The following is a 17,811-nucleotide window of genomic DNA, read 5'->3' as shown; positions in this document are numbered from 1 at the left end:
GCGCCGCGACCACTCGGCGCGGAGTTGTCCACAGGGCTCGGCAGAGACCGGGCCGATACGCGATCCTGAGCGCATGTCCAGTGATCACACGGAGCCCGCCGGCCACTCCGCCACCGCGAACGGGACGCCGGCCGCCCCCGGCGCCCCGCCCGGCACCCCGTGGGGCGACGCGCCCGGCGTCCCGTTCCTCGAACTGCTGGCCCGGGGCGCGCCCGCCGCCGCGTACGAGCAGCCGGTGCTGCTCGCCCGTGCCGAGGGCCGGCCCGCCGCGTCGGTCGCCGCGCTCGACCACGCCAAGCTGCTCGCCCTGCGCGTACGCGCCGAGCTGGAAGGACGCAGACGCCGCGAGGCCGAGCTGTCCGCCCTCTTCGAGACCGCCCACGACCTGGCGGGCCTGCGCGACCTGGACTCCGTGCTGCCGGCCATCGTGCAGCGCGCCCGCTCGCTGCTGGGCACCGACGTCGCCTACCTCACCCTGAACGACCCGGCCCGCGGCGACACGTACATGCGCGTCACCGAAGGCTCCGTGGCGGCCGGCTTCCAGCAGCTGCGCCTGGGCATGGGGGAGGGGCTGGGCGGCCTGGTCGCGCAGACGGCCCGCCCCTATGTCACCGACGACTACTTCGAGGACGCCCGTTTCCAGCACACCGGCACCATCGACGCGGGCGTGCGCGACGAGGGCCTGGTCGCCATCCTCGGCGTGCCGCTGATGCTCGGCCCGCACGTCATCGGCGTCCTGTTCGCCGCCGACCGGCGCGCCCGGGTCTTCGAACGGGAGCAGATCGCCCTGCTCGGTTCCTTCGCCGCCCTGGCGGCCGCCGCCATCGACAGCGCCCACCTGCTCACCGAGACCCGCTCGGCGCTGGCCGGACTGGAGCGCGCCAACGAGATCATCCGTGACCGCAGCGCGGTCATCGAGCGGGCCTCCGACGTCCACGACCGGCTGGCCGAACTCGTGCTGCGCGGCGGCGGGGTCCATGACGTGGCCGCCGCGGTCTCCGAGGTCCTGGCGGGCACCGTCGAGTTCAGCGAGGCGAGCGCCGCCCCCGCCGCGCCGCTGGAGACCGCGCGGGCCGAGGGGCACGCGGTGCGGCACGGCGAGGACTGGATCGCCGCCGTCACCGCGGGCGGCGAGCTGCTCGGCGCCCTGGTGCTGCGCGGCCAGCGCGGCCTCGACCCCGTCGACCAGCGCACGCTGGAGCGCGCCGCGATGGTCACCTCACTGCTGCTGCTCGCCAGACGCTCGGCCGCCGAGGCCGAGCGGCGGGTGCGCGGTGAACTGCTCGACGACCTCCTGGACGCCCGCGAGCGGGACCCGCGCCTGCTGCGGGAGCGCGCCGCCCGGCTGCGCGCCGACCTCGACGCCACCCATGTCGTGCTCGCCGCCCGCCTGGACGCCCCGGCGCCCGACGCCGACCAGGAGGCCGCCGCCCGCCGCAGGCTGTGGTCCGCGGCCGCCCACCTGGCCGCCACCCGGCAGGGCCTGGCCGCCGCCCGGGACGGCGGTACGGTGCTGCTGCTGCCCCTGCGGCAGGGCGTCACCGCGACCGAGCTGGCCCGCGGCACCGCCCGCCGGCTGGGCACCGCCGTGCACGAGGCGGTCACCGTCGGCGCCTCCGCGCCCGTCGCGGATCTCGCCGCCCGTCCCGCCGGCGCCGCGGCCGGTTACGCGGAGGCGCGGCGCTGTCTGGACGCCCTGCGGCTGCTCGGCCGCTCCGGAGACGGCGCCGCGGCCGAGGACTTCGGCTTCCTCGGGCTGCTCCTGGCCGGCGAACGGGACGTCGCCGGGTTCGTGGACCGCACCATCGGCCGGGTCGCCGCCTACGACCGGCGCCGGGGCACGGACCTCATACGCACCCTGGAGGCGTACTTCGCCTGCGGGGCGAGCCCCGCCCGCACCAAGGACGAGCTGCACGTCCACGTCAACACCGTCGCCCAGCGCCTGGAGCGGGTCGGCCGGCTGCTCGGCGACGACTGGCAGATACCGGCCCGCGCCCTGGAGATCCAGCTCGCCCTGCACCTGCACCGGCTGTCGGCGCAGGACCCGCGCTGACCGTCCGCGCCCGCGTCGACCGTCCGCGCCGCAGCCGTCGGTGCCGGTGCCGGTGCCGGTCGCACGGGTGCGCGGTGGCTCAGACGAGTTCGGCCTGCGGTCCGGTGGGCCGGGGTGCGGCCTGCGGCACCGGTGCGGGCTCCGGGTCCCACTGCCGGGTGGTGCGCACATAGCCGTAGATCACCGAGACCATCGCCAGGATGAGCAGGGGTCCGAACAGCCACGGGCGTGCGGCCATCTGCTCGGGCAGCCAGCGGTAGGCCACCAGGAGGGCGGTGAAGACGGCCGTGCCGTAGGCGACCAGCTGGTACCCCGACCGGTCCCAGCCACGGGCGAAGCAGCGCATGGTCACCTCGACCGTGAGCGCGAACACCACGCCGGCGATGAGGTCAGCGCCGTAGTGGTAGCCGAAGCCCAGCGTCGCGCAGAGCGTGGCGACCAGCCAGAACGTGCCCGCGTACCGCATGAACCGGGTGCCCTTGCGGGAGTGGAGGTAGAGCGTGGTGGCCCACGCCGTGTGCAGGCTGGGCATGCAGTTGCGCGGTGTGACCCGGTCGAACGGGATCGCGTGCGGGAGGCGGATCGGCACCGGGGTGTCCGGCCACAGGTGGGCCGCCGTCCAGTGGCCGCCGTCGGCGCCGTACGCGAAGACCGGTCCGACGACCGGGAAGATCATGTAGACGATCGGCCCGAGCAGGCCGATCACCAGGAAGGTGCGCACCAGGTGATGGCTCGGGAAGCGCCGCTCGGCCGCCACGTGCCGTAGCTGGTACAGCGCGCAGATGGCCGCCGCCAGCGGCAGCTGTCCGTAGACGAGGTGGAGGAAATGGGAGCCGAACGATCCGGTGGCCCGGACGGCCTGGCCGACCAGCCAGGAGGGGTTGCCCAGCGCGTGGTCGGCGGTCGCCACGTACGGGTCGAGCACCTCCGGGCGGGTCCTCGACGTGATGAGCAGCCAGGTGTCACCCGTCTTGTGCCCGGCCACCAGCAGCAGCCCCAGCCCGACGCCCTTGAGCAACAGCACACGTTCCGCGCCGGTGCGGCGGGTGACGGCGACGACCGCGCAGCCCAGGATCACCCACAGCGCCCCGTTGCCGAAGGTGCCGGAGTTCACCTGGAGGCCGGCCGCCCAGCGCACCAGGGAGAAGACCACGTCGATGCCGACGGCGGCGCCCGCCGCGATCAGCCGTTCCCGCCAGGTGAGCACCACCATGGTCAGCGCCAGGCCGGCGTACAGCAGGGGCCCCGACTGGGGCTTGGCTATGACCTCCTGCGCCTGGTGCGTGATCGGCCCCGGCAGGCTGTAGCCGCGCGCGACGCATTCCAGCGCGATGAGGAACGCGAGGACCGCGACACCGGCCGTGGCCCACAGCACCGCTCGTGGCTCACGCCAGGCGGCGAGCGCGGAGCCGGGGTTTCTGCCGGAGGTTATTCGCTTTTGTGTGCTTTCCAATTGTTCGACTCATTTAGTAGGTTCCGGACAAAAAAGATGGCCGGCTGTGCCGGGCGGCATATTTTCCGGAAAGAACGGGCGGGCGGGCTGGTCGTCATGAGTTCGAACATGCTAACGGTAGGGTTCGTCCGCCCGGTCTCCGGCAGTGTCCGGCGGCCAGATCGCGGGGTCGAGCACCCCCAGGGTGTACGCGCGGGCCACCAGCGCCGTCCGGCCGCGCACCCCCCAGCGCCTGGACAGCCGCGTCAGGTGGTAGTTGACCCCGTCCACGCCCAGGCCGACCGCCTTGGCGATCCGCGCGGTGGTGCCGCCGGCCGCCGCCAGGGCCAGGATCCGGGCCTCGACCGCGCTCACCCGAGGGGGCCCGGCGCCCTCACCGGCGGAGGTGTCCGCGCGTTCGCCCAGCACCCGCAGCAGCAGCATCAGCGCCGGCGGATCGTCCGGGGTGTCGCTGACCGGGTCGACGTCCATCTCGCCGTACCGCTCGACACCGTCGGGGGAGCACCAGGTCACCTCGACCGGATAGCGGGACCTGCGGCGCAGCCGGACGGCCTCCGCGATCGGATGCAGCCGGGTGGGCGTGCGGGGGTGGAAGAGGTCCAGGGCGCTGCGCCCGCGCAACTGCCCGGACAGCATGCCCCATTCCGCGGCCATCGCCGGGTTCGCCAGCAGGATGACGCCCTGCGGGTCGCAGAGCGCCACCGGCAGCGGCAGCCGGTCCAGCAGCAGGAACACGCGATTGCGCCAGGTGATCGCCTGCCGGCGCCAGGCCTCCGCGGCCGGGGAATCGCTCGGCGGCCCGCTCGCCTGGAGATCCATCCGACGCTCCCGTGCCGTGTGCTGTCGGCCGCATTGCGCATCACGGCTGTTTCCGCAAGCCCGACACAAAACGGCGTACTACACGATTATGCAGGGCGGGGTGCGGACGCCGGGTGCCCGGGAGGCGACCGTGGAGGGGACCACCGAGGCCCCCCCGCGGGGCGGTCGCGGTATCTCCTGATCACGGAAGGCGGTTCGCCCCGATGTCCGCGACTCTGCTCTCGTCACAGCCAGGAAGCCAGGCCGGCGTCCCGGTCGTCGACGTGTCCGACACGCCGACCGCCACGCCCGTCCTGCGGACCATGGAACTGGCCCGGCGGCACGGCCCGGCCTTCGTCCAGCGGCTGCACGGCCGGGACACCCTCTTCGTCAGCGGCCTGGACCTGGTCACCGAACTCTCCGACGAGCAGCGGTTTCGCAAGGCGGTCGGCCCGGCCCTGGAGAACGTCCGCGAGTTCGCCCACGACGGGCTGTTCACCGCGTACCCCGACGAGCCCAACTGGGCCAAGGCGCACGACATCCTGATGCCCGCCTTCGCGCTCGGCTCGATGCGCGCCTACCACCCGGTGATGCTGCGCGTCGCCCGCCGGCTGATCGAGTCCTGGGACCGCCGGTGCGCGGCCGGCCGCCCGGTCGACGTGCCCGACGACATGACCCGGATGACCCTGGACACCATCGGCCTGGCCGGATTCGGCTTCGACTTCGGCTCGTTCGACCGGGAGCGGCCGCACCCGTTCGTCGACGCGCTGGTGCGCTGCCTGCACTGGGCGATGACCCGGCTCAGCCGCGCCCCCGGCGCCGACCACACCCGCGCTGACGAGGCGTTCCGCGCCGACGCGGACTTCCTGGCCTCGGTGGTGGACGAGGTCGTCGCGGCCCGTACCGCTCCCGGCGCCCCGGCCCCCGGGAGCGAGGACCTGCTGGGGCTGATGCTGGGCGCCACCCACCCCTCGGACGGCACCACGCTCGACCTGGAGAACATCCGCAACCAGGTCATCACCTTCCTGATCGCCGGCCACGAGACCACCTCCGGCACCCTGTCCTTCGCCCTGTACAACCTCGTCAAGCACCCCGCCGCGCTGCGCCTGGTGCGGCGCGAGGTCGACGACCTGTGGGGCGACCGGCCGGACCCGGACCCGGCCTTCGAGGACATCGGCCGCCTGCGGTACACCCGCCAGGTGCTCAACGAGACGCTGCGGATGTTCCCGCCGGCCCCCTCGTTCTCCCGCCAGGCCCGCCACGACACGGTCCTGGGCGGCATCCCGCTCAGGGCGGGCCAGTGGGCGGCGGTGGTGACCCCGATGCTGCACCGCGACCCGGTCTGGGGCGACAACCCCGAGCTGTTCGACCCCGCCCGGTTCTCCCCCGAGGCGGAGGCGGCCCGCTCCCCGCACGCCTTCAAGCCGTTCGGCACCGGCGAACGCGCCTGCATCGGCCGCCAGTTCGCCCTGCACGAGGCCACCTTGCTGCTCGCCCTGCTGGTCCACCGCTACCGGCTGCTCGACCACGCCGACTACCGGATGCACCTCAAGCAGGCCCTCACCATCAAGCCCGAGGGCTTCACCCTCACCCTCGCCCCGCGCACCCCCGCCGACCGCGCCGCGAACCGGGCCGCCCTGCCCGCCGCCGGCACCGCCGCGCCCGCCGAGGAGAGCGCCACCGGCGGCGCGCTGCCCACCCGGGTGCGGCCGGGCACCGGACTCCTGCTGCTGCACGGCTCCAACTACGGCACCTGCCGCGACTTCGCGGCCGGGCTCGCCGACACCGGCGCCCGGATCGGCTGCGACACGGCCGTCGCCCCGCTCGACGCGCACACCGGCGCCCTGCCCACCGACCGGCCCGTCGTCATCACCGCCGCCTCCTACAACGGCCGGCCCACGGACGACGCGGCGGCCTTCGTCCGGTGGCTGGAGACCGCCGCGCCGGGCGCCGCCGACGGTGTCACCTACGCCGTGCTCGGCGTCGGCGACCGCAACTGGTCCGCCACCTACCAGCGCGTCCCCACCCTCATCGACGACCGGCTGGCCGCCCTCGGCGGGACCCGGCTGCTGGAGCGCGCCGAAGCGGACGCCGCCGGGGACCTGGCCGGCGCGGTCAAGACGTTCGGCACCGGCCTGGGCACCCGCCTCCTCCAGGAGTACGGCGATCCCGCCACGGCCGGTGCCGCCGCCGAGCCCGCCCCCGAGGGCCCCGCCTACACCGTCACCGAGCTGACCGGCGGCCCGCTGGACGCGCTGGCCGCCCGGCACGGCATGACACCGATGACGGTCACCGAGACCGGCAGCCTCACCCGGCCCGGCCACCCGCGCGTCAAGCGCTTCGTGCGCCTCGCCCTGCCCGAGGGGCAGACGTACCGCACCGCCGACCACCTCACCGTGCTCCCCGCCAACGCCCCGGCCCTGGCCGAGCGCGCCGCCCGGGTCCTGCGGGCGGACCCGGACACCGTCCTCGCCGTCACCGCCGCCCGCCCGCGCCGCGACGGCATCTCGATCGACCGGCCCGTGACCGTGCGCGACCTGCTCACCCGGTACGTCGAGCTGCAGGACCGGCCGACCGCCGGACAGCTCGCCGTGCTCGCCGGACTCGCCCCCTGCCCGCCGGAGCGGCAGGCGCTGCGCGCCCTCGCCGGGGACGCCGACGCCCGCGCCGCCGACCACCGCGGCCTGCTCGACGTGATCGAGGATCACCCCTCGCTGGCCGGGGCGCTGACCTGGCCGGTGCTGCTGGACGTGCTGCCGCCGATCCGGCCGCGCCACTACTCCGTCTCGTCCTCACCGGCCGGCGACCCGCACCACGTGGACCTGATGGTCTCCGTGCTCCAGGCCCCGGCGCGCTCGGGCCGCGGCACCTACCGCGGCACCGGCTCCGGCCATCTCGCCGCCGTGCGGCCCGGCGACACCGTGTACGCCCGGCTCCAGCCCTGCCGGGAGGTCTTCCGGATCGGCCATGACACCGGGATTCCGGTGATCATGATCGCGGCGGGCACCGGACTGGCCCCCTTCCGCGGCGCGATCGCCGACCGGCTCGCCCTCGCCGCCGACGGCACCGCCCTCGCCCCGGCGCTCTGCTACTTCGGCTGCGACGCCCCGGACGCCGACTTCCTGCACGGCTCGGAACTGCGCGCCGCCGAACTGGCCGGGGTGGTCCGGATACGCCCGGCCTTCAGCGCGGCGCCGGTCGACGGCCACCGGTTCGTCCAGCACCGGATCGCCGCCGAGGCCGACGAGGTGTGGCAGCTGCTCGGCGCCGGCGCGAAGGTCCATGTGTGCGGCGACGGCGCCCGGATGGCCCCGGGCGTGCGCGACGCCTTCCGGACCATGTACACCGAGCGCACGCCCGGCGCCGGCGCGGCCGACGCCGCCGCCTGGCTCGACGCGCTGGTCGCCGAGGGCCGCTACACCGAGGACGTCTACGCGGCCGGCCTCAGCAGCTGAGGGTGCCCCTGCGCAGCGCGTGGCCGCCGTCGTCGCTGTCGTCGGCCCAGTACACCGGCTTCGCGCCGCCCACGCACTCGTCGGCTCCGGCCACCGAGAAGCCCTCATTGTTGATGTTCGGCATGCCGCTCGGGCGCTGGTAGACCGCCGTGGCGGAGAAGGCGCCGGACGCGTCGACCTTCATGGTCGTGTGCCGGCCGTCGCAGGTGTCGTCGCAGACGACCCACAGGCGCGACGCCTGCGGCTCCCACTGCAGTTCCATCACGCCGTCCATGCCGCTGTCGACGGACGCGACCCGCGTGTACGCGCCCGACTCGCCCAGCACATACCCGTAGACCATGCCGGTGCCCTCGACGCCGACGAAGAACACCCCGCCGGTGTGCGCGCCGTAGCGGCCCGGGTCGTAGGCCGCGCCGGTCGACGCGTCCTTGAAGCCGGCCCCGGTCAGCGCGGCGTCGGGGACCCAGGTGATGCCCTCCAGACCGAGGTTGGCGCCGACGGAGGGCAGGTCGGAGGTGAGGTTCCACTCCTTGGTGGCGGTCAGCGGGCCGCCCGTGCCGCCGACGTCGTAGCGCAGGACCGACAGGCGGCTGGTCCCCGACGCGGAGCCGTCGCGCTCGCTGGCGACGAACACCCCGCCCGGGGACCCGGCGCCGGTGAGCGTGACGCCCTCGCTGTCCGGGCTGCCGGAACCCCCGGGGAAGCGGAGTGTCCTGCCCGACGTCCAGCCGCCCGCCGTGTCCGGCCGCCAGCCGCCGGAGCCGTCGCGCACCAGCCGCCAGAGCCTGCCGGAGTTCTGCGCGCCCCACAGCACGCCCCCCTCCTGGTACAGGCCGCTGAGGTCCTCGCCGAAGACCCCGGAGGCGTCGGCCGTCGTGACGGAGGCGCCGCCGGGCCACGCCGCCGGTGAAGTGCCTCCGCCGCCGCAGTCGTTGGCCGCCCCGAGGGTCACCCGGGCCGCGCCGAAGGCACCGGTGCCGTCCGGGCAGCGCGACCAGGAGGGCGCGGAGTGGCTGCTCCAGCCGAAGCTGTCGACGGCGGTGGTGCCGTCGGGCAGATAGAGGCGGGCCTTGTCGCTGGAGCCCAGGCCGAACGCCTTGTGCACGTCGAAGGCCCGGAACGCGCCGGCGGCCAGCGTCGTCCCCGAGGCGATCTTGTACTTCGAGCTGTCGTCGTCGTCCTTGAGGACCCAGCCGGAGACGTCGACGGCGGCGGTCCCCTTGTTGTACAGCTCGATCGAGTCGTCGACGTCGCCGGTGGTCACCACCTCGTTGATCCGGATGTCACTCGCCGGGGCGGCCTGCGCGGCGGGCGCCGCCAGGACGGCGGCGGCCAGCACGGGAGCCGCGGCGCAGAACAGGGCGAGGCGGCGACGCCAGCGGGGCGTAGGGGTGTCGGGCACGGGGTCCGTCCTCGGGTCGGGGTGCACGGGGCGGCACGAGGGTCCCGGCGCGCCCCGAACGGCGGCCCACGGGAGGGGGGTTTCCGCATGGACACCGGCCGAATTGCGCGGCACGCCCACCGGGGTACGCTTTTACCGACAGTGTGTCGGAAAAGTTGCCGACCAAGTGTCGACAAGGCATTGACTTAGGTAAGCCTTACCTTAATGATGCACACCATGGACTCTTTCTCGACTCTCCTGCGCACCGCCTCCCACGAACAGCATGTGGAGGCGGAGACCTCGACGTTCATGAGCGACCTGCTCGGTGGGCGGCTCGGCGTGGAGGCGTACGCGCGCTACACCGAGCAGCTCTGGTTCGTCTACGACGCGCTGGAGACCGGCGTCGAACAGCTCGCCGGTGACCCGGTGGCCGGCCCCTTCGTCCGGCCGGAGCTGTTCCGGCTGCCCTCGCTGGAGCGTGACCTCGCGCATCTGCGCGGCGCCGAGTGGCGCGCGGGGCTGCACGCGCTGCCCGCGACCGAGGAGTACGCGGCCCGGGTGCGCGAGTGCCGGGAGCGGTGGCCGGCCGGTTACCTCGCCCACCACTACACCCGCTACCTCGGTGACCTGTCCGGCGGCCAGATCATCCGCGACCGCGCCGAACGCGCCTGGGGCTTCGCGAAGAAGGGCGACGGCGTCCGCTTCTACACCTTCGAGGAGATCGGCAACCCGGCCGCGTTCAAGCGGGAGTACCGCGAACTCCTCGACGGTGTCCGGGCCGACGACCTGGAGAAGCAGCGGATCACGGCCGAGTGCAAGCGCGCTTTCGCCTTGAACACGGCGGTCTTCCGGGCGCTGGGCGAGGAGTTCCCGCTGACCGCGTGAGCGGCGGCCGGGACGGCGAGAGGCCGGCCGGGACGGCGAGAGGGCGGTCCGGACAACGAGAGGGCGGTCACGGCGGCGAACTCCCCGCCGTGACCGCCCTCTCGACGCCGTTCAGGCCTGCTGGGCCCCGCGCCGCCTGCGCAGCGCGACCACCACGCCCGCGCCCGCCACCACGGCCACCCCGGCAGCCGTGCCCAGGGCGCCCACCGGCAGGTCCGCGCCGGTGGAGGCCAGGCTGCCGCCGGTGCCGCCGGTGGTCGACCCCGCGCCCCCGGCCGTCGAACCCGTCCCGCCCGTCGTCGAACCGGCCGAACCGTTCGAGCCGGAGGAACCCGAGGGGCCCGACGCCCCGTCGCCGCCGGGCAGTCCCGCGCCGCCGGTGAGGGACACGGACACGTTCACCGGGTCGAGCACCGTGCCCTTGGGGTAGAAGCCGCTGAACGCCTTCGCGCCCGCGTCGGTCAGCGTCGCCGTCACCTTGCCGAGCGTGATCACGCCGTCCTTCGCGGCCGGCTTGCCCGAAGGGGCCTTCAGGTCCGCGAGGACCACACCCTTGGAGACGACGCCGAGGCTGCTGACATCGGCGGTCAGCCGGCCCGAGGCGCCCGAGAAGGACGCCTTGACGCCGCCGAGGGTGAGATCGAGGCCGTAACCGCCGCCCTTGCCCTCGCCCTTGTGGCCCTTGAAGTTCACCGAGCCCCGGAACGCGGCGGACAGGGTGCCCGCCGCGGCGTCGTAGGTGCCGGTGGCGCCGGTGAACGTGAACGCGCCGTTGCCGGACGCCTGGGACGCGCCGCCGGAGGCCGTGACCGTCCCCTTGGCCACCGGGCCCACCACATAGGCGCGGAACGACTCCTTCACCCCCCAGGTGAGCCGCCCGTCGGCGAGGGCGCCCTTGGCCGGGGCCGGCGCGGAGGAGACCGGCGCGGTGGCGGAGACGGTCGGGGAGGCCCCGGCGCCGCCGGACACCGAGGGCGAGGCACCGGCGGTCTTCGAGGGGCTCGGTGCGGCGGAGGACGAGGAAGACGAGGAGGGTGACGGGGAGGAGGACTGCCGTGGCGTGCTCGCGGTCGGGCTCGGGGACGGCGAGGACTGCGTCTGCACCATGGACAGCGGGTCGCCCGCCGCGCCCGCGTACGTGTCGCTGCCGAGGAAGGTGCCGGCCTCGGTGGTGAGCGTGGTGGCCAGGCCGCGCATGTCCGGCCCGGTGGGCGCGGCGACCTTCGCGAACGGTATGTCCTGCTGGGTCTTCCCGTCGTCGGCGGTCAGGTCGGCGGTGAGCACGCCCGTCCCGCTGTCGTACTGGAAGTCGCTCAGCACCCGCTTGAAGTGGTGGGCGGCGGACTCGGCGGTGAGGGTGCCCTTGAAGGCCAGGTGCACGGTGTGGGTGGAGCCGTCGTAGGTGCCCTCGCCGCCGGTGAAGGTGAACGCGCCGTTGCCGGCCGCCTGCGAGGCGCCGCCGGCGGTGGTGAAGGTGCCCTTGGCGTAGGGGCCGGTGACATAGGAGCGGTACGACTCCTTGATGCCCCAGGTCAGTGCGTACCCCTTGAGCGGGGTGCCGGCCGCGGCGGCGGAGGTGGGGGCGGTGAGCAGGGCGGCCGCGCCGAGGGCGGTGGCCGTGGCCACGGCGGCGGCGTAGGCGACCGGCCGTCTGCGGGGGCGGGCGCCGGGGGTGCTGGACATGGGTGTCTCCTCGGGTGGGAGCGCCGGTGAGGGCCTCGGTGATGAATGAGCCGTGGGGGGCGTGGGGGCAGGGGGTCAGGGGGTGGGGGTCTCGCCCTCGGCGGGGGCGTCCGCGGCCGGGCGGGGGCGGCGGCGGCCGCGGACGATCACCGTGCCGAGCACGGTGGCCGCGAGCACTCCGGCCGCGACGAGCGCGAGGGGCAGGAAGGGCACGCCGTCGTCGTCGGCGGCGGACGCGACGGGCCGCGCCGAGGTGCGGGTGGCCGTCGCCGCCGTCGTCGTCGGGGCGGGGGAGTCGGGTGCGCGGCCCAGGTCGGGCAGGGCGGGCAGGGCGGCGCCGACGGTGAGGGCGACGGCCAGGGAGACCGGGTCCATCGCGGTGCCCGCCGGGTACATCCCGCCGAACGCCTCGGCGCCGCGGGCGGTCAGCGTCGCGGGCGCCTCCGTCACCTTCGCCAGGCCGCCCCGGGCGGTGAAGTCCCCGGCGGTGAAGGTGACCAGGGGGACCTTCGCGGCGGTGAAGGACGGGCTCGCCACATCGGCGAAGAGGGTTCCCCTGCCGTCCTCGACGGTGACGCGGACGCCGCTCAGCGCCAGGTCCAGGCCGTGCGCGCCGGTGAAGCGCAGGGTGCCCCGGAAGGCGGCGGCCAGCTTCCCCGCGTCGTAGGTCCCGGTGCCCGCCGGGAAGCGGAAGAGGGCGCCGCCGTCCCGGGCCCCGCCGGACACGGCCCACTTGCCGCGGGCGATGTCGCCGGTGACGTACTCGCGGAAGGTGCGGCGCACCCCCCAGTCGACGGCCCCGTCCGCGATCGCGTGGTCCGAAGTCCCCTTCGCCGGAGCCGATGTGCCGGCCGTGGGGCGGGCAGTGGCCGCCGGCGCGGACGCCGGGCGTACGTCGGCGGAGAGGCTGACCGGGTCCAGCGGGGTTCCGGCGGTGTAGTACCCGGCGAAGGACCTGGCGCCCTGGGCGGTGAGCGTGGCGGGAAGGTTGTTCAGGACGACCGCGTCGCCCGCGCCGCGCATGTCGATGCCGGCCAGGGAGAGGGAGGCGAAGGGCACCTGCGCGGACGTCGTGACCGTCCCGGTGCCCTTCGCCTTGCTGGTGACGTCCAGGTAGAGCGTGCCGGTGGTGCCCGAGACGCTCACGGTGGGACGGCTGAGCGTGAGGTCCAACTGGTAGCCGCCGCCGGGCGACTTGTGGCCGACGAAGTGGACCCCGCCCGCGAAGGAGGCCCGGAACGCGCCTGTCGCGCCGTCGTAGCCGCCGGTCGCCGAGGGGAAGCGGAAGGAGCTGGCGCCGACCGTGGCGGCACCGCCGGTCAGGGAGTAACTCCCTTGCGCGATGGGCCCGGTGACATAGCTCTGGAACGAGGACTTGATGCCCCAGTCCAGCCGGCCGCCCTGCACGACGCGGTCGGCCGCGTGCGCGGCGGCGGCCGGGAGCACGGCGGTCAGCAGGGCCGTGACCAGCACGGTGAGCACGGTGAACGCCGTGGTTCCGGTGCGTCGCACGGTGATCGGGGCGCGAGGGCGCGAGGGCATGGCCATCCTCCGGGATCCACAGCCGGTAGCAGAGCAAGGTAAGGCTAACCTAAGCTAAGCCTGCCGGAACGCCGGCGCCGCCCCCGAGAGGAACGGACCACGACGTGCGACCCTTGCGCACCCAACTGGCGGGAGCACTGGTGTCGGTGCTCGCCCTCGTCCTGACCGCGACCGGGTGCCACGGCCCCGGCGCCGCCACCGGCGCGCGGCCCGGCACCGGGACCGCCTCCGCGGCGGCCGCCGCCGTCGACGACCGGGTCGAACCCCTCACGGGCACCGCCGCGCCCCGGCTCCCCGTGACGGCCGAGTCGGCCGACGGCAGGAAGGTGACCGTCACTCAGGCCCGGCGGATCGTCCCGCTCTCCGGCAGCCTCAGCGAGATCGTGTTCACGCTGGGACTCGGTGACCGGGTCGTCGCCCGGGACATCACCGCCACCTTCGCCCAGGCACGCGGCCTCCCGGAGGTCACCCGCAACCACGACGTCTCCGCCGAGAGCGTCCTGTCGCTCCACCCCGATCTGGTGCTCGCCGAGACGACCACCGGACCGCGGGAGGCCATGGACCAGATCCGCGCCGCCGGTGTCCCGGTGCTCGTGGTGAAGCCGGCGGCCAGGCTGGCCGACGTGGGGCCGCGCATCCAGGCGGTCGCCGACGCGCTCGGCGTCCCGGACGCGGGCCGGCGGCTGACCGCACGCTCGCAGGACCGGATCGCCGCCGTGCGCAAGGCGATCCCCGCGCACGCCGACCACCCCCGGGTCGCCTTCCTCTACCTGCGCGGCTCCGCCTCCGTCTACCTCATCGGCGGCGCGAAGTCGGGCGCGACCTCCCTGATCGAGGCGGCCGGGGCGGTCGACGCGGGCGCGGCCTCCGGACTGCGCAAGGACTTCACCGCCCTCACCAGCGAGGCGCTGGCGCAGGCCGCGCCGGACGCGATCCTCGTCATGACCAAGGGCCTGGAGTCGGTGGGCGGCGTCGACGGACTGGTGAAGATCCCCGGCGTGGCCCAGACCCCGGCCGGCATGGAGCGGCGGGTGGTGTCCGTCGAGGACGGCGTCCTGCTCAACTACGGGCCGCGCACCGATCAGGTGCTGCGCTCGATCGTCACCCAGCTGTACGGGACCGGTGGCGCCCGATGACCGCGCCCCCGCTCGACGACGCCCCCGGACAGCCCCGCCGCGACCGGCCCGCACCCGCGGCCCCCGCCGGGGAGCCCGGACCGGCGCCGGCGCGCGGCCGCCGCACCCCCTTGCTGCTGACGGCCGCCCTGGTCGCCGCCCTGCTCGTCCTCGTGCCGGTCGCCGCCGGGCTCGGCGCCTATCCGGTCCCGACCGGCGACGTGCTGTCCTCCGTGCTGCACCGGACCGGGCTCGGCGGCAGCGGCCTGGACCGGGTCGCCGAGTCGGTGCTGTGGGACGTACGGTTCCCGCGCATCGTGCTGGCCCTGCTCGTGGGCGCCTCGCTGGGCTGCGCGGGAGCGCTGATGCAGGGCGTCTTCGGCAACCCGCTCGCGGAGCCGGGCGTCATCGGCGTCTCCTCGGGCGCGGCGGTCGGCGCGGTCGCCGCGATCGCCTTCGGCCTGGACTTCCTCGGCACCTGGACCGTACCGGTGTCCGCCTTCGCGTCCGGGCTCGGCACGGTACTGCTGGTGTACGCCATGGCCCGCTCCGGCGGCCGCACCGAGGTGGTGACGCTGATCCTCACCGGCATCGCGGTCAACGCCTTCGCCGGCGCGCTCATCGGGCTGTTCCTGTTCACCGCGGACACCGCCGCCGTCAACCAGATCACCTTCTGGCAGCTCGGCTCGCTCGCCCAGGCGACCTGGCCGAAGGTGCTCGCCGTCCTGCCGTGCGCGGCCCTCGGCCTGGGCCTCGCGCCGCTGTACACCCGCCGCCTGGACCTGCTCGCGCTCGGCGAACGCCCCGCACGGCACCTGGGCGTGGAGGTGGAACGGCTGCGCGTCACCCTGGTGCTGGTCATCGCCCTGCTGACCGCGGCGGCCGTCAGCGTCGCGGGCGTCATCGGCTTCGTCGGCCTGGTCGTGCCGCACCTGCTGCGCATGGCCGCCGGCCCCGGCCACCGGTTCCTGGTGCCGGGCAGCGCCCTGCTGGGCGCGCTCGTCCTGCTCGCCGCCGACCTGGCGGCCCGCACCCTCGCCGCGCCGGCCGAACTCCCGCTCGGCGTGCTCACCGCACTGCTCGGCAGCCCGTTCTTCTTCTGGCTGCTGCGCCGCACCCGCCGCAGGCAAGGAGGCTGGGCATGACCCGGGCCACGACACGGACCGGGACACCGGCCACGAGACGGACCGGAAAGCTGCTGCGCGCCCGGCCGGCGCCGCCGCCCCCGCCCCGCCCCGGCGAACCGCTCGCCCAGGCGCGCGGACTACAGGTCCGGCTGGGCACCCGCGAGGTGCTGAAGGGGATCGACCTGACCGTCCGGGCGGGCGAGGTGCTGGCCCTTGTCGGCCCCAACGGCGCCGGGAAGTCGACGCTGCTGGCCGCGCTCGCCGCCGATCTCCCCGCCGCCCGGGGCGCCGTACACATCCACGGCCGCCCGGCACCGCAGTGGTCCGCGCCCGAACTCGCGCTGCGCCGGGCCGTGCTGCCACAGTCGGCGCAGCTCTCCTTCCCCTTCCCGGTCGAGGAGGTCGTGCGCATGGGGCGGGCCCCGCACGCCGCCTCGCCCGCCGAGGACGACCTGATCGTGGCCGCGGCCATGGCCGCCACCGAGGTGACCGCGTTCGCCGCGCGCCCGTTCACGGCACTCAGCGGCGGCGAACGGGCCCGGGTCGCCCTCGCCCGCGTACTGGCCCAGCGGGCGCCGCTGCTGCTGCTCGACGAACCGACGGCCGCCCTCGACCTCAAGCACCAGGAACTGGTGCTGCGGCTGTGCGCGCAGCGGGCGCGCGCCGGGGACGCCGTGGTCGTGGTGCTGCACGACCTGGGACTGGCCGCCGCCTACGCGCACCGGGTCGCGGTCCTGCGGGCCGGCCGGATCGCGGCCGACGGCCCGCCCGCCGACGTCTTCACCGGGACGCTGCTCTCCGCGGTCTACGACCATCCGGTCGAGGTGCTGCCGCACCCCCGCACCGGCACACTCCTGGTGACCCCGGGACGAACACCGCCGGCCTGACGGTACGTCAGTCACGCACCGGCCGTGGTCCGGCTTCCGGACCCGGCCGGGACCGGCTACACCGGCCCGTGCGGGCCGCCGCCCAGGACCGTGACGTCGTAGGGGCGCTCCCGCTTGTCCCAGGCGCTGAGCAGGTCGGCGTCGAAGACCGCGCCGGCCAGGGAGTCGAGGGCGTCGCGCACCTCGGGGCAGTGGCGGGGGTTCTCGCCGGCCAGCCAGGCGCTCATGATGTGCGCCTCGGCCTCGGACAGCAGGGACAGCTCCCGCTCGCGGGCCAGGCGGCGCTCACGCCGCAGCACCCGCTGCCAGTGCAGCGCGCCGCCGACCCTCCTGCTCAGCCGAGCGGGGATCGCGTGGGTCGCACCGATCACTGCTGCCTCCCGCGGTCAGGCACCGCGCCCCGCGCGGTGGGAACCTCCGTCTGGTCTCGTCCTGCCCGGAAGGGGCACGGGCAGGCGATATCAATGTCAGATAAATGTTAGTCCTCCATCCGGGTGCTCTCCCGGTGAGCGCTCTCCATGTGGCGTATCTCTCCGCGGACCCGGCCCGGGTGCCGACCGGCGGCAGGGAAGGATGGGCGGTCATGAGCAAGCCACCGGCGCGGACCCGGCTCGCGGACGCCGCCTTCGCCCTCTTCGACGAGCGCGGCTACGAGCAGACCACCGTCGACGACATCGCCGAGCGGGCCGGAGTGGGGCGTACGACGTTCTTCCGCCACTACCGGTCCAAGGAAGCGGTCATCTTCCCCGACCACGACCGGCTGCTCGAACTGATCAGGGACCGGCTGGCGACCTCCAGCCACAGCACCGCCCTGGTCGCCGTCTCCGACGCGGTCCGCCTGGTGCTGCTGCACTACGTCGACGAAGGCGGCCTCGCCCGCCGCCGGTACGCCCTGACCAGCAAGGTGTCCGCGCTGCGCGACCGGGAGATCGCCAGCGTGGCGCGCTACCAGCGGCTGTTCCGCGAGTTCATCGCCGAGTGGATGGGCGACCCCACCGAGTCGGCCTCGCTGCGGGCCGAACTGATGGCGGCCGCCGTGGTCGCCGCCCACAACCATGTGCTGCGCCGGTGGCTGCGGGGCGAGTCCGCGGACCCGGTGGCGGAGGTGGACGAGGCGATGGGCGAGGTGCTGGCCCTGTTCCCGGCGCCCGGGGCCCGGGCGGACGCGGCCGACGGCGGCACCACGGTCGTCGCCTTCCGGACCGGACAGGACCTCGACGCGCTGCTGCCCGCGCTGCGGCGGCTCGTGGAGGGCGGGGCGGGGAGCTGACCGGACGGCCGCCCACCGGAGGGTGCGTTTGGTGAGGGATTCAAGAAGTTCGGTCCGCGATGTTGACGCCGTGACACGCCGGGCGCACATTACCTAGCGGTAGCACCGGGTGGTAACCGCCCGTTCCGCCGCCGTTCCGACCCGCCGCCGTCCAGCGGTCCC

Annotated in this window: 13 protein-coding genes; 7 read left to right on the top strand and 6 right to left on the bottom strand. The window is 75.0% G+C overall.

The annotated features are described in order from the left end of the window. The first annotated feature begins 73 nt into the window (after window positions 1–73). Window positions 74–2,053, top strand: coding sequence for a GAF domain-containing protein (locus tag ABZ858_RS08455; RefSeq protein ID WP_361374013.1), 1,980 nt, complete (start codon window positions 74–76; stop codon window positions 2,051–2,053). 79 nt (window positions 2,054–2,132) lie between these two features. Here the strand turns inward: ABZ858_RS08455 and ABZ858_RS08450 are convergent, their stop codons facing one another. After that, on the bottom strand, window positions 2,133–3,428 hold the full coding sequence (locus tag ABZ858_RS08450) for a phosphatase PAP2 family protein (RefSeq protein ID WP_361374011.1): 1,296 nt from the start codon (window positions 3,426–3,428) through the stop codon (window positions 2,133–2,135). A gap of 189 nt (window positions 3,429–3,617) precedes the next feature. Next, window positions 3,618–4,325: a PAS domain-containing protein gene (locus ABZ858_RS08445; RefSeq protein ID WP_361374009.1), complete on the bottom strand. Its 708-nt coding sequence runs from the start codon at window positions 4,323–4,325 to the stop codon at window positions 3,618–3,620. Between the two features lie 203 nt (window positions 4,326–4,528). Between ABZ858_RS08445 and ABZ858_RS08440 the strand changes: the two genes are divergently transcribed. Next, window positions 4,529–7,759, top strand: coding sequence for a cytochrome P450 (locus tag ABZ858_RS08440; RefSeq protein WP_361374007.1), 3,231 nt, complete (start codon window positions 4,529–4,531; stop codon window positions 7,757–7,759). On the opposite strand, the gene ABZ858_RS08435 is transcribed toward ABZ858_RS08440, so the two are convergent. Further along, window positions 7,749–9,161 carry a lamin tail domain-containing protein gene (locus ABZ858_RS08435; RefSeq protein WP_361374005.1) on the bottom strand — a complete coding sequence of 471 codons (1,413 nt, stop codon included), beginning with the start codon at window positions 9,159–9,161 and terminating at the stop codon, window positions 7,749–7,751. The genes ABZ858_RS08440 and ABZ858_RS08435 overlap by 11 nt on opposite strands. Window positions 9,162–9,377: 216 nt before the next feature. Here ABZ858_RS08435 and ABZ858_RS08430 point away from each other — a divergent pair, with 216 nt between their 5' ends. Continuing rightward, window positions 9,378–10,025: a biliverdin-producing heme oxygenase gene (locus tag ABZ858_RS08430; RefSeq protein WP_361374003.1), complete on the top strand. Its 648-nt coding sequence runs from the start codon at window positions 9,378–9,380 to the stop codon at window positions 10,023–10,025. Window positions 10,026–10,136: 111 nt separating this feature from the next. Here the strand turns inward: ABZ858_RS08430 and ABZ858_RS08425 are convergent, their stop codons facing one another. Both ABZ858_RS08425 and ABZ858_RS08420 read right to left on the bottom strand, forming a co-directional pair. Beyond that, window positions 10,137–11,708, bottom strand: coding sequence for an HtaA domain-containing protein (locus ABZ858_RS08425; RefSeq protein ID WP_361374001.1), 1,572 nt, complete (start codon window positions 11,706–11,708; stop codon window positions 10,137–10,139). A gap of 75 nt (window positions 11,709–11,783) precedes the next feature. Then, entirely contained in the window at window positions 11,784–13,250 is a 1,467-nt protein-coding gene (locus ABZ858_RS08420; RefSeq protein WP_361373999.1) for an HtaA domain-containing protein, read from the bottom strand. A 104-nt stretch (window positions 13,251–13,354) separates the two neighbouring features. Here ABZ858_RS08420 and ABZ858_RS08415 point away from each other — a divergent pair, with 104 nt between their 5' ends. The 3 genes from ABZ858_RS08415 to ABZ858_RS08405 are packed head-to-tail and all read left to right on the top strand — an operon-like array spanning window position 13,355 to window position 16,379. Further along, window positions 13,355–14,386 carry an ABC transporter substrate-binding protein gene (locus ABZ858_RS08415; protein ID WP_361373997.1) on the top strand — a complete coding sequence of 344 codons (1,032 nt, stop codon included), beginning with the start codon at window positions 13,355–13,357 and terminating at the stop codon, window positions 14,384–14,386. Beyond that, complete coding sequence (locus tag ABZ858_RS08410; protein WP_361373995.1) at window positions 14,383–15,510, top strand: iron ABC transporter permease; 1,128 nt, start codon at window positions 14,383–14,385, stop codon at window positions 15,508–15,510. Before ABZ858_RS08415 ends, ABZ858_RS08410 begins: the two co-directional genes overlap by 4 nt. Next, window positions 15,507–16,379 carry a heme ABC transporter ATP-binding protein gene (locus ABZ858_RS08405; protein ID WP_361373993.1) on the top strand — a complete coding sequence of 291 codons (873 nt, stop codon included), beginning with the start codon at window positions 15,507–15,509 and terminating at the stop codon, window positions 16,377–16,379. Before ABZ858_RS08410 ends, ABZ858_RS08405 begins: the two co-directional genes overlap by 4 nt. A gap of 56 nt (window positions 16,380–16,435) precedes the next feature. Here the strand turns inward: ABZ858_RS08405 and ABZ858_RS08400 are convergent, their stop codons facing one another. After that, complete coding sequence (locus ABZ858_RS08400; protein ID WP_361373991.1) at window positions 16,436–16,750, bottom strand: hypothetical protein; 315 nt, start codon at window positions 16,748–16,750, stop codon at window positions 16,436–16,438. Between the two features lie 212 nt (window positions 16,751–16,962). On the opposite strand from ABZ858_RS08400, the gene ABZ858_RS08395 reads away from it, so the two are divergent. Beyond that, the gene (locus ABZ858_RS08395) at window positions 16,963–17,649 is read left to right on the top strand and encodes a helix-turn-helix domain-containing protein (RefSeq protein WP_361373989.1); all 687 of its coding nucleotides are present in this window, start codon (window positions 16,963–16,965) and stop codon (window positions 17,647–17,649) included. Window positions 17,650–17,811 lie beyond the last annotated feature (162 nt).

Source organism: Streptomyces sp. NPDC047017, assembly GCF_040644175.1.
GTDB lineage: Bacteria > Actinomycetota > Actinomycetes > Streptomycetales > Streptomycetaceae > Streptomyces.
Note: the sequence above shows the minus strand (reverse complement) of the source record. Positions and strands in the feature narration are given on the sequence as shown.

Excerpts from the sequence above, each read along its gene's own strand:
- ABZ858_RS08455 (WP_361374013.1), top strand. The coding sequence starts at position 74 with ATGTCCAGTGATCACACGGAGCCCGCCGGCCACTCCGCCACCGCGAAC.
- ABZ858_RS08445 (WP_361374009.1), bottom strand. The coding sequence starts at position 4,325 with ATGGATCTCCAGGCGAGCGGGCCGCCGAGCGATTCCCCGGCCGCGGAG.
- ABZ858_RS08440 (WP_361374007.1), top strand. The coding sequence starts at position 4,529 with ATGTCCGCGACTCTGCTCTCGTCACAGCCAGGAAGCCAGGCCGGCGTC.
- ABZ858_RS08430 (WP_361374003.1), top strand. The coding sequence starts at position 9,378 with ATGGACTCTTTCTCGACTCTCCTGCGCACCGCCTCCCACGAACAGCAT.
- ABZ858_RS08425 (WP_361374001.1), bottom strand. The coding sequence starts at position 11,708 with ATGTCCAGCACCCCCGGCGCCCGCCCCCGCAGACGGCCGGTCGCCTAC.
- ABZ858_RS08420 (WP_361373999.1), bottom strand. The coding sequence starts at position 13,250 with ATGCCCTCGCGCCCTCGCGCCCCGATCACCGTGCGACGCACCGGAACC.
- ABZ858_RS08410 (WP_361373995.1), top strand. The coding sequence starts at position 14,383 with ATGACCGCGCCCCCGCTCGACGACGCCCCCGGACAGCCCCGCCGCGAC.
- ABZ858_RS08405 (WP_361373993.1), top strand. The coding sequence starts at position 15,507 with ATGACCCGGGCCACGACACGGACCGGGACACCGGCCACGAGACGGACC.
- ABZ858_RS08395 (WP_361373989.1), top strand. The coding sequence starts at position 16,963 with ATGAGCAAGCCACCGGCGCGGACCCGGCTCGCGGACGCCGCCTTCGCC.